Source organism: Streptococcus sp. FSL K6-1323 (assembly GCF_038630745.1).
Lineage (GTDB): Bacteria > Bacillota > Bacilli > Lactobacillales > Streptococcaceae > Streptococcus > Streptococcus salivarius_D.
The window spans coordinates 393108-408088 of record NZ_CP152039.1 but is presented as its reverse complement, the minus strand read 5'-3'; the positions used below and the strand labels follow the sequence as shown (position 1 = coordinate 408088).

The window sequence follows — 14981 nt, the reverse complement described above, 5'->3', positions numbered from 1 at the left end:
ACTACATAAACATAAAAAAGCCTTGCAAATGCAGGGCTTTTGTCATACTTTGATTACTAAAGAGCTTATCCCTCTAGCTCACTCAAATACTCATAGCGTTCATACTTTTCAAGTAAGGTTTCGTTAGCAGCATCCAAATCACGTTGAAGGGTAGCTAACTGTCCATAATCGCTAGCATTTTCAAGCATAGCTGCTTCAATCTCTTCGATTTTGGCTTCAAGGTCAGCAATCTCGTCCTCGATGGTCGCCCACTCTTGTTTTTCAAAGTAGCTCATGCGTTTTTTGTCTTCTTTAACTTTCTCAACTTTAACGCTAGCTTGCTCTTTTTCCTTCTCGAGGAGGGCTGATTGCTCTTGTAAGAAGGCTTTTTCATCAAGGTAGTCTGTGTAGTTACCAAAGAACTCTCGAACACCACCCTCTTCAAAGGCTAGAATCTTGTTAGCTACCTTGTCCAAGAAATAGCGGTCGTGACTTACGGTAACGACAGGGCCGCCAAAACCATTAAGGAAGTTTTCCAAAACCGTCAAAGTTGCAATGTCCAAATCATTTGTCGGCTCATCCAAGAGCAGAACGTTGGGCTTTTCAATCAGAATCTTAAGTAGATAAAGACGTTTCTTTTCCCCACCAGAGAGCTTGGCAATCTGTGTCCCATGGGTAGAACGAGGGAAAAGGAATTGCTCCAAGAGCTCTGTGATACTGGTTGTCCCAACCGTTGTCTTAACTTCATCTGCAACTTCTTGCAAGTAGTTAATGACACGCTTGCTCTCATCCATATCTTTAATTTGCTGTGAGAAATAACCAATACGTACCGTCTCACCAATATCTAGGACACCAGCTGTAGGCACAAGGTCACCATTAATCAGATTGAGCAAGGTCGATTTCCCGACACCATTATCCCCAACAATACCGATACGATCACGATTTTGCATGATAAGATTGAAATCACTGAGAATTTGCTTGCCATCTTCATAAGCAAAATCGACATGCTCGAAGTTAACCACCTTCTTACCAATACGGCTGGTCTCAAAGTTAATTTCAAGATCGTCATTATTAACCGTTTGGTGAACCTCACCCTTAAGATCCTTAAAGCGATTGATACGAGCTTGTTGTTTGGTTGCACGTGCCTGCGGTTGCGTTCGCATCCATGCCAACTCCTGCTTATAGAGTTGCTTTTTCTTGTGAAGGGCTGCTGCATCTCGTTCATCTTGTTCGGCCTTTAGACGCACATAGTCTTGATAATTCCCCTGGTATTCAATCAGATTAGCCTGGTCTAGCTCAAAGATGCGTGTGGCTACATTGTCCAAGAAATAACGGTCGTGGGTAATAAAGAGTACCGTCTTTTTAGACGACTTGAGAAAATTCGTCAACCAAGCAATAGTATCAATATCCAAATGGTTGGTTGGCTCATCCAAGAGCAGGAGGTCTGCATCATTCAAGAGAACCTGAGCCAACTGCACACGACGACGAAGACCACCTGAGAGGTCCCCGACCTTTTGCGAGAGGTCTGACAATCCCAACTTAGACAAGACTGTCTTGACCTCGCTCTCAATGGACCAAGCATCTAGACTATCCATCTCAGCCATAACCTTCTCCAAGCGAGCCTGATTCTCCTCAGAATAATCTGCCATAAGGGTTTCATATTCACGAATCAAAGCCATCTCACGAAGGTCTGATGACAAGACCGTATCAAGCACTGTCTTGTTATCATCAAATTCTGGCTCTTGAGTCAAATAAGCAATCTTATAGCCATTAGACTTAGTGAAAGGTGACACATCACCATCAAAACCAATACACTCAGAGACAACATCTAGCAAGGTTGTCTTACCTGTCCCATTGACACCAATAATCCCAATACGATCCAAATCATGTATAATAAATGAAATCTCTTTAAAAATCGTCTTGTCTCCAACGGACTTGGTTAATTTTTCAACAATAAAATCTGACATCTTACTTCCTTTTTACAAATAACACCGCTACGGATCCTACGCATGCTCTGTAGCGGTGTGTCATTTTTATAACGTCCGTAGACTTATTTCATCGCTTGAACAAAGGCCATAATAGCTTCCTTGTCATTAGCTAGTTTCCCATCAACGATGGCATTTTCAATGGCTTTAAGTGTACGTCCAAGGTCCGGACCAGGTTTGAATCCTAGCTCCTTCATCAGTGTGCCACCATTCACAACGATTTCGTGCTTATCATGGATGAGCAACTGACCATCCAAATCGGCAATACGCTCATAATCGACGTCCAAGCCCTGAGCCTGTCTCAAAGTTTCAGCCGCCTCTAAGAGCTCCTTACCATACTGATAAACATCTTGTTTAGTCACGGCTCTCTCCAAACGGAAATTGAAAATCTCAATCAAGGACTGAACTGTCTTTTGGAAATTAACAGACGTCTTCCATTTTTTAAGGAAAGAGCGTGGATTATCATGCTTGAGAGCCAAAAGAGTTGCCGCCCAAGCCTGTTCAGAACTTGTAAATCTAAAGTCCTCCACATAGTCTGCCACAAAAGACTGCCATTCTTCAGCAGTTTCTTGAAAATCCGGAAGGTACTGATAAGCCTTAGTCGCTAGAAGTGCCTTGATTCCCTTTTTCCAATGTGGGGCCAAAAGCAACTTATCGAACTCGATGAAACTTCGCTCAATCGAAATCTTTTCCAGAAGTGGGGCATGGCTGGTCATAGCCTGAAAAGTCTTTTCTTCGATATCAAAGTCTAAACTCGCTGCAAAACGTAGTCCTCGCATGATACGAAGGGCATCCTCGTTAAAGCGTTCCTCAGCCTTACCAACAGCCCTCAAAACATGATTGTCCAAATCAGTAAGACCATCAAACTTGTCGATAATCTCAGCATTTTCATTAAGAGCAAAAGCATTGACTGTAAAATCACGACGCTTAAGGTCTTCTTCCAATGAACGCACAAAGGACACGCTAGACGGACGACGATAATCTACATAGACGTCCTCTGTTCGGAAGGTCGTCACCTCATACTCACCGCCATTTTCCAAGACCAAAATGGTCCCATGCTCAATACCGATATCCACCGTACGCTCGAAGATCTGCTTGGTCTCCTCAGGATATGAAGACGAAGCAATGTCTACATCATGAATGGGACGGTTAAGAAGGGCATCTCGTACCGAACCACCAACAAAGTAAGCCTCAAAACCCGCTGACTTAATCTTCTCTAATATTGGTAAAGCCTTCTGAAACTCAGAAGGCAAATAACTTAATCTCATAGTAAATGTTCCAAACCATAAACAAGCTGATCACGTTTAACCACTTCTTTAATACCAAGGTTAACCCCACCCATAAAGGAAATACGGTCATAAGAATCATGACGCAAGGTCAAGCCTTCTCCTTGGGCACCAAAGATAACCTCTTGGTGAGCCACAAGTCCTGGCAAACGTACACTGTGAATACGGAAACCATCAAACTCAGCACCACGTGCTCCAGCAAGTGTTTCCACCTCATCCTCAGCACCTTGATGTTTCGTTTCGCGAACCTCACGAATAAGTTCAGCTGTTTTCACTGCTGTACCTGAAGGCGCATCTTTTTTCTTGTCATGGTGAAGCTCAATGATTTCAAGATCTGGGAAATATTTGCTAGCTTCTGCCGCAAACTTCATAAGAAGGATAGCACCAATAGCAAAGTTAGGGGCAATCAAACCACCAATAGACTTGTCTTTAGAAAGGTCTGTCAATTCCTGAATTTGTGCTTCAGTAAATCCTGTGGTACCCACAACTGGTGCAAAACCATTCTCCAAAGCAAAACGAGTATTTTCATAGGCAACAGCTGGCATAGTGAAATCCACCCAGACATCTGCGTCAAAGCCAACCAAATCCGCTTTATCTGTGAAGACAGGAACACCGTCCACTTCTTTTTCTGTCGCAAATGGGTCAAGCAAGGCAGCCAAAGTCAATTCGTCATCTCCCTTGACCATTTCAACCGCAGTTGAACCCATTCTTCCTTTAAATCCAGCAACAATAACTTTAATAGACATGTCATTTTTCCTCTCTATTGATTTTAATCATAGACAAACCCCATTCCAGATGGATAGTACTTATTTGGTAAATTTAGGTGTTATACCTAGTACTAGTGCTCCTTCACCCAAGTGTGTCGCAATTACAGCACATAAGGATACCACTGTTGAAACGCTAATTCCCTGTGCTTCTAGCTGCTTTTTAAAATCTTCAGCTTTTTCAGGAGCATTGGTGTGAAGGATACTAAGTTCCATTTCACGATTTTCCTCAGCTAGGGCAACCAAACGTTTCACAGCTTTCTTCTCTGTACGCACCTTTTCAAAAACAACGATTTTTCCTTCGTCATTAAAATTCAAAATAGGTTTGATAGACAAAAGATTTCCTAAAATCGCCGAACCATTCGACAAACGGCCACCCTTAACCAGATGATTAAGATCATCCACAAGAATATAAGCCGTCGTTTGGTCAACTTGCTCCTCAAGCTTCTTCAAAATGTTCTCAAAAGACATCCCTTGAGCTGACCAATGCAAAACGTTTCTCACCATGGTTCCCATAGGAGCTGCTGTGATTTTTGTATCAGGAAAAGCAATCTTCAACTTGGCATGGTCCTCAATCAAAAACTGACTATTGGCCCAAAAACCAGAGATTCCTGAAGAAAGGAAAAGCCCAACGACATGGGTATAACCTTTCTCCTCAAACTCCATAAGCAAGTTATCCAAGTCAGCTAGATTAGGTTGCGACGTCTTGAGCAGTTCCTCAGAGTTTGCCATTTGCTCATAAAACTGATTGACATCCAAGTTTTTTCCTTCAACAAAAGGCTGCCCCTCAATGATGACCGGAATATCTAAAACATAAACATCAGCATGGCCCTGAATTTCAGCAGGGAGATTAACCGATGAATCCGTAATAACTGCAAGAGACATCTTAGAACTCCAAGTTGATACCTGGGCGATCCAAGGCAATTTCAGTTACTTCATAAGTCAAACGTTGAAGCGTATCCAAGAGCGGTGCAGCCAAGGCTTCTGCTTCTTCTTGTGAGAAGTCTTTTGGTTCATTGACGATACGGTTTTGAATATGGTCCATTTGAGAAACAATCCCTGAGATAACAAACTCATCACGGACAATCATAAATTGCAAAACAGCTACAACAGACGTATTGTTAGCTTCTTCATCTTTATTGTGCAACTGGAAAGTTACTTCAACATTTGTTTTAGGCACACCATTCTCTTTTTCCCACTCATGGTTACGAACATCATAGTGGTAACGGTTAACAAATACTTTTTCGCGAATTAAATCCATTAGTCATATTCTCCTTGATACAATTACTCTTTATTATAGCATAAATATGCTTTATTATGGGAATATTATTGACAGAAAAATGAGTATTTAGACTGATTTTGACAGCAATAATAATCACTAGAAAAGTAGGAGCTTTGATTTAGGTCTAAGAACACTAAAATAAGGCTCCTTCATCAGAAAAGAGCCTTACATTGATAGCTAACAGTCCCTCAAAGAACGTTTCTGCTGTCCCTGTTCATCAAAATTCTCAGGAGACAACCAATTCTCAAATCGTTTCTTAAGTACTGGCCACTCACTGTCAATAATCGAGAACCAGTCCGTATCACGGCTACGTCCCTTATAGATAGCATGGTTACGAAAACGCCCCTCATAGGTGAACCCTAAACGCATGGCTGCATTGGCAGAAGGGCGGTTGAGACTATCACATTTCCACTCATAACGACGATAGTTAAGATCTTCAAAGACATATTCCATAAGCAGGTATTGAGCTTCTGTGGCTGCTCGAGTCTTTTGTAAGGCAGGTGCCAAAATCACTCGCCCCATCTCAACACTGCGATTTTTGGGTGTAATAGCCATGAGTGAAAAGGTTCCTAGAACTTTACCTGAAGCCTTATCCCTAATGGCAAAGAAATAAGGATTCTGGGATTGCTCATAATCCTCTAAACACTGACGTACAGCTTCTTCAGATTCAAAAGGGTCCGCATACATATAGGTCCAATCCGAAAGAATCTGATTAGTAAAGTAAAAGTCTAAAATGTCCTCATAATGCTCTGCCACTGTCAAATGTTCAACGCTACAATAACGACCTTCTAATAGAGCAACATCTGGCATTTTACCTGGACTGGCATCTGCTAGACTTGGCCCTACTTCTTGTTGGTAGTGATTTAAAGGCATAGGATTCTCCTTTTTTCATAAAGAAAAGCCTACACAAAAGTGCAGACTTTAGCTTAATTATTTAGCAACTGGGTATACAGATACTTGTTTTTTGTCGCGACCTTTACGTTCGAAACGTACAACACCTTCAACTTTAGCGAAGAGTGTATCATCACCACCACGGCCTACGTTTACACCTGGGTAGATGTGTGTACCGCGTTGACGGTAAAGGATTGATCCACCTGATACAGTTTGTCCATCAGCTGCTTTAGCACCAAGACGTTTAGCTTGTGAATCACGACCATTGGAAGTAGAACCCCCACCTTTTTTGTGGGCGAAAAGTTGCAAGTTTTCAAGAGTTTTCAACATAAGATTGTGTCCTTTCTTAGTGATTAGTCGCTAACTTACGCGTTGATAGCGTTGATAACAACTTTTGTATAAGGTTGACGGTGACCTTGTTTACGGTGGCTACCTTTTTTAGGTTTGTATTTGAAAGTAACAACTTTCTTTTGTTTACCTTGTTTTTCGATAGTTCCGACAACAGTAGCTCCCTCAACAACTGGAGTACCTACTACAGTTTTATCACCACCGACAAGAACAACTTCGTTAAAAGTTACTTCTGATCCAGCTTCAGCGTTGATTTTTTCAACGTAGATCGCTTGACCTACTTCAACTTTAACTTGTTTTCCACCAGTTTTGATGATTGCGTATGTGCTCATGATGCACCTCCTATTAAGATTTTTAATGTGTCTGAGGTTTCCCTCTGTGAAGACTCGCCTAGTACTGCGGGGACGAACCCACTTGCAAACAGTAGTCGTGCGGTTGCACAGGACGTGCATTTAGTCAACGTTACAATTCTATCATTTTTTCCCTCTAATGACAAGAGAAAAAGTTATTTTGATTATTCTTATTCTGCTCATTGATATTTAGCCAAGTAATGATTCCCCTACTCAACCCTTATACCATATTTTCCTAAGAAGGTCTTAGCTAGATCCTGCTCTAAATCAGCTAAACAAAGGCTCCTATCCGTTGTCAAAATTTGATAGCGTTCAGTCCCTTCGAAATAGAAGTGATTCAATAGCTGATAGCCATTTCGCTCATAAAATGCTAAACGTTTTAAGCGCTGATTACGGTTAGAAGCATCCTCCTCATCCATGGGTTCAATCGTAAGCACACACGGTCGTACCCCTGCTTCTTTCTTAACTTGTGCCAAAATCTGACTGCCATATCCCTGAGATTGTTTACTTTCCTCAACTGCAAGAAAAAGTAGGTAGACCAGGTTGTCAGTATAAATGGTATAGGTCAAGCCAACGAAGACTTCCTGATCAAAGTAGGCCAAGAAAGATTGTCCTCTTTTCAAGCCGTTCCAAGACAATTGCCAGAGTGGGAGACGCTCTTCCACAGGAAAAGCCACTTCATAAAGCGAAGCGACCTTCTTAAATGTTGGTGTCAGAGGATAAATGTTACGAACCTCTAATGTCATTTCCCTAACCAATAATCTTCTTATAATCTTCTGGTGTTGCTACATGAGCATGCTCACGTTGGCGATCAAGCAAGTGATTAAGGAAGTCACGGTTACCCAAGGCTTCTTTAAGCGTTTGCTTAAATTGACCAGCATTCATTGGTGAGAAGATATTACTTGACGCGGTATACTCAGGACCATGGCTAGTGTTCGTAAAGGCAAGGATAAGCAAGTTATTTTCAAAGGCAGCACGTGTCGCTGACAAGATTTCATTTTGATGGTTAATATCCAAGTAGAAATCAGCTTCCTTATAAAGGCGCTTAACCTGCTCTGTCGTAATATTAGGGTAAAGGCTAACATTACTATATTTAGCCAAATCCATCAAGCGACTTGACATTTCTGTAATGGCCCCAACATGATAATGCATGGTAGGCACTTCACTGACAATGCTTTCCAAATGTTCAATCTGGTCTGAGTTGGTCAAGATAAGCGCTTGATTTTGGAAGTTGTTCTGACGGGCAAATGGATACATGAATCCAAGGAAGGCCACGCGAGAAGCCTGCTCTGGACTAACCAACTTTAGAAGATTCGTATAAGCTGTGTAATCTTGTACAACAATCTTAGTCTGACGATGGTTGCTCTCAAGAAGCAGACGCATATTCCCAGGAACTGAATCAGTGATAGGTTCTTGCCAGAAGAGAACGTCTTGACCAGAATTTGGAAGATTCATAGTTGTCAAGAAAGGTGTCGCCAATGAGTTGTATAGAATACGACTCAAATCATAACCAGCTTCTTTAAGATAGAAGACGACAAATTCAGATTTGTTTTTGAAAATGTAGACCTTGTCTTTCCAATTCAAGATAACGTCTTTAGTCAAATGGTTGATGACGATAACTTCCTTGTTGTCTGGAGTGAAATAGCTGGTAATGGTCGCTTCTTGCTTAACGTTATAGGTTGTTTGTGAGAAACGGTAACCCTTGTTATTGTAGCGATCAGTCACGCGCAAGCGTCCTGACTCATCATACCAGTCCACGGCTTTAACCAGACGTTGGTGAGCAGGATGCGCATAATGAATATGACCACGTTTCTTATCAAAACGGAAGATTTCCGCATTGCTATTCGTTCCTATAATTTCCCAGTAGTCAGGCGCAGGTACCTGATTAAAGTAAAGCGCAGAACCTTGAACCTTGTCAAAACCAGTGAAATAAAGGTAGGGTGAGGTCACATCACTAGGCAGAAAGCCATCATCTGAAAGACAAACTGTTGTATTTACATAGCCAGCGACAATCAGTGAGTAATGGAGATCCCAACTACCCTGACTATAGTTTTCAAATAAATTAATCATGACTAGTCATCTCCTTTACTAAGTTAAGCCACTTCTGCTCGATTTCCTCTGTCAAAAAGCCTTTGGCGATATCATAAGAAACTTGATGAACATGCTCCAAATCTGAGCGATTGAAGAAGGCTACAATTTTCTCTGCCAAGGCAGCTACGATAGCAGGCTCATCATCTTTTTCAAAACGAGGAATGAGGTACCCATTCTCATTATCCTTGATAAAGGTTTGGTTCCCATAACGAACATCAAAACCAATCATACCTAGACCAGATCCCACAGCTTCTAGAAGTGTCAAGCCAAACCCTTCACTCTTAGAACCTGATAGGTAAAGTTCGTAGTCCTTGTAGACTTCTGTCAAGTCTTGGTGACCTTTAAGGTGGATATAATCCTGAGCTTGATTTTCCTCGATAATGGCCTTAAGTTTGGTTTCTTCAGCACCTGTTCCATAGATATCAAAGTTTACTTGTGGCAGACTTTCTTTAGCCTTAACGACAGCCTTGGCCAACCAGTCCACGTGTTTTTCATTGGCCAAACGTGAGGCTGTGATGATAGAGAATGGTTTACGCTCTCCTTCAGGCTTTCTCAGTTTATCCACACTTCCCACAGGGATGGTTACGATATGAGGCGTAAACGGTGTGTATTTATTGAACTGATCTAGCATAATGCTACGTTGACGTTCTGTCGCTGTGATAAAGAAATCAACCTTATCTGCATTGCTGAATTGGTACTCGTAGAAGTTATTCCATAAAATAGTCTTGTCTGTCACAGCATTTTCACTAAAGTGCTCTGCATGAACCACAACCCCAAGCTTAGCAGGTTTGGTGTTACGGAAAACAGCCTGTCCGGTACCAGTTGCACGGTCCAAGATGACGATATCCTGGTCAGTTAGGCCAAGTTGCGACATAAAGTAGGCAATAAACTCATGCTTAGAAGACAAAATCTTATCTGGGAAACGGAAGACACTATCCTTTCCATCAACAATTTCATCATAGGCAACACTACCATCCTCATTGAAGAAACGACGTTGATAGAGGTGAGCCTTATTGTCTACCGGTGTGTAGTACTCTGTGAACATCTTAGTGTAAGAGTAAAAATCTTTACGGATTAAGCAACCACGCGATACTTTTTCCACACGGTGAACGATATCTTCACCCTCTTTACGCAAGTAGGCTGCATAGAAGATATCTTCCTTGGCACAAAAGAGCTTAACCACTTTACCATTAATCTCACGACGCGTGATGTCATAAGGAATTTCCTTTTCCAAATCCTTGACAGTATAGGTCGTTGGAGCAATTTTTAGGTCTGTAAAATAGCTGTAGAGCCAGATGATGTCTTCATCCTCAAACCCCATGTTACGGGTCAAATCAGAAAGATTGTCCTGCAAGAACATATCCATAAAGACAAATTTGGCCTTAATACCTGTGTTTTTGAAAATTGTAGAACGATAGGCCTGGGCGTACTCAACACCACTTGATGCCCAACCGATTCCTAAATTGATGTTATAAACAGTCATGTATTTTCCTTTCTGGGTAAAAGTTCAACATCGACATTTCTTTTTCGACATACCTAAGTCTAGTAGCAGCTAAGCACTACTATGTTAGTACTATAGCCTCCTAGACTAGAGCAAGTCTTCGATAAGTGTATCCACTTCGTCTTGCGCCTCTTCAATAGGTGTGATTTCAGTCACCATGATTCCTGCAACCGCACGTTCAACCAAGGCGTCAACATCCATACGACGTTCATATTGTTCAACGTTTTTGATTTTTGGATTAGTCTTTGGACGGTCAGGTGCAAAGATGGTACAGCAATCCTCAAAAGGTTGGATGGAAATGTCAAAGGTATCAATTTTTTGTGCCAAATCAATGATTTCCAACTTGTCCATAGTGACAACCGGGCGAATCACTGGCGTACATGTAACAGCATTAATCGCCTGCATAGACTCCATAGTCTGACTAGCAACCTGACCAAGACTTTCACCATTGATAATCACAAGACCTCGGCGTTCTTCACGGATACGGTCCGTAATACGCATCATAAAGCGACGTGTCAAGGTCATCAAATAAGCTTCTGGTGCTTTTTCTTTGATTTCCTCTTGAATTTCAGTAAATGGTACTTCGATGAACTGAATATTACCACCAAATTTAGTCAACTTACGGGTCAAATCTTGAGCCTTTTTAAGAGCTCCAGGGCTAGTGTAAGGAGGACTTGCAAAGTGGACAGCTTCAATATCCACACCACGTTTAAGGGCAAGATAACCTGCCACTGGCGAATCAATCCCACCTGAAAGCATGAGCATTCCTTTACCAGCAGTACCTACAGGTAGACCGCCTGCTCCTTTGATTTCCTCGTGAGAAATATAAGCCGCCTCGGCACGAATTTCTACCTTAAGATTGACATCTGGTCCCTTCATCTGAGCCTTAATGTCAGGCAATACATCAAAAACTGCATTTCCTAAAGTAAGATTGAGCTCACGACTGTCGAGAACAAAGTCATGGTCACTACGTTTAGCAGTTACTTTAAAAGTAAGACCATCACGATAGAGTCCAGTCATAATGTCTTGAACAGCTTTTTTCAAAACCTCGACATCTTTTTCAAACTTGTAAACAGGACTAAAGGCTTGAATACCAAAAATTTGCTTCAAAGACTCTGCTACTGGCTCGTAGTCTGTATCATTGAGGTAGATATGTCCACGGTCTCGATCAAAAGTCACTTTAACTTCTGGATAGATGGATAGGACATCTTTAATATTATTTCTAAGTTTATTGATAAAGCGCATACGGTTCTTGCCCTTAGTAGACAATTCACCATAGCGAACCATAATTTCTGAATATGTTAGTGTCATTCCTTTTCCTTTTAAATTCGAATTTAGTTTTATTGTTTAGTCGATTAAATCTTGCTATCTCACTTTTTGTGTCTTGGCGTAGACCTGCTTGAAAATCGTGAGGAACTGTTCCACCTGTCCCATATCATTGTCATCATCAAGACTGATACGAACAGCTGTTTGAGCTAACTTAGTCGGTACACCCATAGAAATAAGGGTTCCCGCTGGTTTCCCCGCCTTAGATGAACATGCTGATGTCGTTGAAATATAGATTTGATGCTCTTCAAAAGCATGGACAATAACTTCACCACGAACACCCTTGATTCCAAAGGTCAAAATATTGGGAGCAAAGTCTTCACCCTCACCTGAGAAAATAGTAATATCCTCGTACTTAGCCAATTCGTCAAAGATAATCTTTTTCATCTTGGCAATTTTAGGAAGAGAAAATTCCTCTTTGTCAGTTACCAAGCGCAAGGCCTTGGCCATACTCGCAATGCCGGCAACATTTTCAGTCGTTGAACGGAAATCTTTTTCTTGACCACCACCGGTTAAGAGCGGAGTAATCTTTTTCCCTGCTTTTTTGTAGACAAAACCGACACCACGAACAGCATGAAACTTGTGACCAGAAAATGTCGCAAAATCTACACGGTCAGTTAAATAGGACGATACTGGAATCTTCCCAATAGCCTGAACAGCATCCACATGGAAAGATATGGTAGGCTCATTAGCCAAGAGATCTGAGATGGCTTGAATAGGTTGGATTGATCCGATTTCATTATTAACAGCCATAACCGAAACCAAGATCGTGTCAGGGCGTAATAATTCAGCAAGAGCTTCAACATCCACAAACCCTTGCTCATTTACTGGTGCATAAGACACCTCGAAACCATGCTCTGAAAGCCATTTGGCAGATTCTTTTACCGCAGGGTGTTCAATATCAGAAACAATGATGTGTTTGCCGTAAGGCTCTTTTTCGAAAGCTACACCTTTGATGACCCAGTTATCACCTTCGGTTCCTCCAGACGTAAAGAAAATCTCATCGGCTGATTTTCCAATGAGTTCCGCAACTTGCTTACGAGAAGCCTCCAAAATACGTGTCGCAGATGTTCCTAATTGGTGTAGGCTGGATGGGTTCCCAAAAATTTTAGTAGCCACTTCTTGATAGGTTCTAAGTGCCTCTGGATAAGGCACCGTCGTGGCTGAATTATCAAAATAAATCATGATTTTTCCTCGATTTTTATTTACTATTTATTATAGCATAATTTTTTTAGCAATTTTTGCGAGAAAATCATATAATAGAAAGTACGAAATATTTTTAAGGAGAGCATCATGTCTGAAAATTACTCACGCCGTAATCATTCATCAAAAGAAGAAAAAAAATCTGCCCCAAATGTGACTGAACACGTTACAAAAGGCTTCACTGCCTTCCAAAAAGTCCTTACTGCCGTCGGGACAATTTTGTCAATCATCGTGGCTTCAATCACCATCATGAATTTCACAGCCTCTAAAAATAAGGACACTTCTGATTCATCAGCCAATCAATCAACTGTAGTCATCAAAGAAGGCAATAATAAGACTCAAGAATCAAGTGCTACCTCATCTAGTTATGGCAATGCGACTGATTCAGAAACAGAAACAAGTAGCCAAGCAGGAACTAACACCTATTCGTCATCTGCAGATACAACAACGGGTGGCAATACGACTACCTCTTCATCAGTAGCTACTGCAGATACAACATCTGGCAATGCGACTACTGGTGGCGCAACAACTGGTGATGCCGCTTCTAACTAAAACATATAAAAGGCTAGGAAACCCTGCCTTTTTTCTATAATCCTATGAACTATACAGAAACTCTAAATTTTATCCATTCTTTCAAGGGCAATGGCCGTCGCCCTCAACTCGAACGTATGCGTTGGCTCTTGAAACAAGTCGGAAATCCTCAGACTCACTTTCCAACGGTGCATATAGTCGGGACCAACGGTAAGGGATCAACAACTAGCTACCTACAAAATATCCTAACAAAGTCAGGCTATCAGGTCGGGACTTTCACCTCCCCTTATATCACTCGCTTCAACGAACGTATTAGCATTAACGGCACAGAAATCCCTGATAAATATTTGATTAGCCTTGTTGCGAAAGCTCAGGTTCTACTCGATGATTTAGAAGAGCACACTGCTTTTGAGCGACCAACGGAATTTGAATTGGTCACCTTACTCATGTTCCTCTACTTTGACCTTAAACAGGTTGATATGGCTATCATTGAAGCTGGAATTGGTGGACGCCTTGATTCGACCAATGTTCTTTCGCCAGAGCTTGTCATCTGTACTTCGATTGGCTTTGATCACACTGAGACCTTGGGCGATAGACTTTTGGACATTGCCAATCATAAGGCAGGCGTCATGCGAGAAAACACACCTATCTTACTTGGTCGTGTCTCTGCAGAAGTTGAACATTTCTTCAACCAAAAATCACATGACCTACAAGCTCCTTTAGCCATCATTGATAGGGAAATTCAGCTGCTTCCGAAAGACAATCGAACGATCCAAATTTCTTATGACCATTGGGAAAGTCCAAATCTTAAACTTCCAATGTTAGGGCAGCATCAAGAAAACAATGCTGGGCTAGCTGTCACTGCTGCCCATCTCCTAGCTCAAACATTTTCTAAGATTACCGATAAGAGCATCCAAGAGGGGATTGAAGAGACGCATTGGCCTGGTCGTAGTGAGTGGATAGGAAATAACATTTATCTAGATGGTGCTCATAATCCTCAAGGAATTGCCAGCTTAAAACAGGTACTAAAAGATAACTTCGCTAATCGTAGGGTACATATCCTCTTTGCAGGACTTAGACGAAAGCCATTGGCAGACTTACTGGAGGAATTGAGAGATTATGATATAACGGTAACCAGCTTTGACTTTTTTGAGGCACTGCCCTTGGATGACTATCCCCAAGACTTCAAACGTGCAGCCGACTATAGAGACTGGCTAGCACAAGCTGAATCAGCAAATTCTGATGACCTATTTGTTGTCACTGGATCTCTTTACTTTATCTCAGCAGTAAGAAACTACTTAATTAAATAAAATAAGGCCTGAAGGCCTTTTTTATTTAGACAATCTATAGTTTTACACAAAGTGTAGGCTGCTATTTGAACACAAAGAAAAGTCTGAAACTCTCGGTTAACAGCCTTCACTTTTCTACCGCATCGTCACAAATT

15 protein-coding genes and 1 other annotated feature are annotated in these 14981 nt (G+C 41.5%); of the genes, 2 read left to right on the top strand and 13 right to left on the bottom strand.

Annotated elements, in window-relative coordinates; genetic code table 11:
- Window positions 1-65: 65 nt before the first annotated feature.
- The 13 genes from NST80_RS02170 to NST80_RS02110 form a co-directional block, all read right to left on the bottom strand.
- Window positions 66-1946 carry an ABC-F family ATP-binding cassette domain-containing protein gene (locus NST80_RS02170; protein WP_084871156.1) on the bottom strand — a complete coding sequence of 627 codons (1881 nt, stop codon included), beginning with the start codon at window positions 1944-1946 and terminating at the stop codon, window positions 66-68.
- Between the two features lie 83 nt (window positions 1947-2029).
- Window positions 2030-3232 (bottom strand): CCA tRNA nucleotidyltransferase, encoded by a 1203-nt coding sequence (locus NST80_RS02165; protein ID WP_084871155.1) that lies wholly within the window; start codon window positions 3230-3232, stop codon window positions 2030-2032.
- Window positions 3229-3996, bottom strand: a complete 768-nt coding sequence (gene dapB / locus NST80_RS02160; protein ID WP_014633955.1) for a 4-hydroxy-tetrahydrodipicolinate reductase — start codon at window positions 3994-3996, stop codon at window positions 3229-3231. The genes NST80_RS02165 and dapB overlap by 4 nt, the downstream gene beginning before the upstream one ends.
- Before the next feature lie 60 nt (window positions 3997-4056).
- Window positions 4057-4899, bottom strand: coding sequence for a DegV family protein (locus tag NST80_RS02155; RefSeq protein WP_014633954.1), 843 nt, complete (start codon window positions 4897-4899; stop codon window positions 4057-4059).
- Window position 4900: 1 nt separating this feature from the next.
- Window positions 4901-5275, bottom strand: coding sequence for a DUF1149 family protein (locus NST80_RS02150; RefSeq protein ID WP_002885550.1), 375 nt, complete (start codon window positions 5273-5275; stop codon window positions 4901-4903).
- 198 nt (window positions 5276-5473) lie between these two features.
- Entirely contained in the window at window positions 5474-6169 is a 696-nt protein-coding gene (locus NST80_RS02145; RefSeq protein ID WP_064523725.1) for a GNAT family protein, read from the bottom strand.
- A gap of 57 nt (window positions 6170-6226) precedes the next feature.
- Entirely contained in the window at window positions 6227-6517 is a 291-nt protein-coding gene (gene rpmA, locus NST80_RS02140) for a 50S ribosomal protein L27 (protein WP_002885483.1), read from the bottom strand.
- A gap of 35 nt (window positions 6518-6552) precedes the next feature.
- Window positions 6553-6867 carry a 50S ribosomal protein L21 gene (rplU, locus tag NST80_RS02135; protein WP_002885597.1) on the bottom strand — a complete coding sequence of 105 codons (315 nt, stop codon included), beginning with the start codon at window positions 6865-6867 and terminating at the stop codon, window positions 6553-6555.
- A gap of 40 nt (window positions 6868-6907) precedes the next feature.
- Window positions 6908-6982 (bottom strand) — a sequence feature (ribosomal protein L21 leader region).
- Between the two features lie 112 nt (window positions 6983-7094).
- Window positions 7095-7631 (bottom strand): GNAT family N-acetyltransferase, encoded by a 537-nt coding sequence (locus NST80_RS02130; RefSeq protein ID WP_014633553.1) that lies wholly within the window; start codon window positions 7629-7631, stop codon window positions 7095-7097.
- 4 nt (window positions 7632-7635) lie between these two features.
- A complete protein-coding gene (gene gtfB, locus NST80_RS02125) occupies window positions 7636-8955 on the bottom strand; it encodes an accessory Sec system glycosylation chaperone GtfB (RefSeq protein ID WP_049529167.1) in 1320 nt (439 codons plus the stop codon).
- Window positions 8948-10459: an accessory Sec system glycosyltransferase GtfA gene (gtfA, locus tag NST80_RS02120; RefSeq protein ID WP_045769278.1), complete on the bottom strand. Its 1512-nt coding sequence runs from the start codon at window positions 10457-10459 to the stop codon at window positions 8948-8950. Before gtfA ends, gtfB begins: the two co-directional genes overlap by 8 nt.
- Window positions 10460-10564: 105 nt before the next feature.
- Window positions 10565-11788, bottom strand: a complete 1224-nt coding sequence (gene thiI, locus NST80_RS02115; protein ID WP_013990113.1) for a tRNA uracil 4-sulfurtransferase ThiI — start codon at window positions 11786-11788, stop codon at window positions 10565-10567.
- 54 nt (window positions 11789-11842) lie between these two features.
- Window positions 11843-12988: a cysteine desulfurase family protein gene (locus tag NST80_RS02110; RefSeq protein ID WP_013990112.1), complete on the bottom strand. Its 1146-nt coding sequence runs from the start codon at window positions 12986-12988 to the stop codon at window positions 11843-11845.
- A gap of 108 nt (window positions 12989-13096) precedes the next feature.
- On the opposite strand from NST80_RS02110, the gene NST80_RS02105 reads away from it, so the two are divergent.
- Together NST80_RS02105 and NST80_RS02100 are read left to right on the top strand one after the other, a co-directional pair.
- A complete protein-coding gene (locus NST80_RS02105; protein WP_073686703.1) occupies window positions 13097-13558 on the top strand; it encodes a DUF6556 family protein in 462 nt (153 codons plus the stop codon).
- A gap of 44 nt (window positions 13559-13602) precedes the next feature.
- Window positions 13603-14847 carry a folylpolyglutamate synthase/dihydrofolate synthase family protein gene (locus tag NST80_RS02100; RefSeq protein WP_118172247.1) on the top strand — a complete coding sequence of 415 codons (1245 nt, stop codon included), beginning with the start codon at window positions 13603-13605 and terminating at the stop codon, window positions 14845-14847.
- Window positions 14848-14981 lie beyond the last annotated feature (134 nt).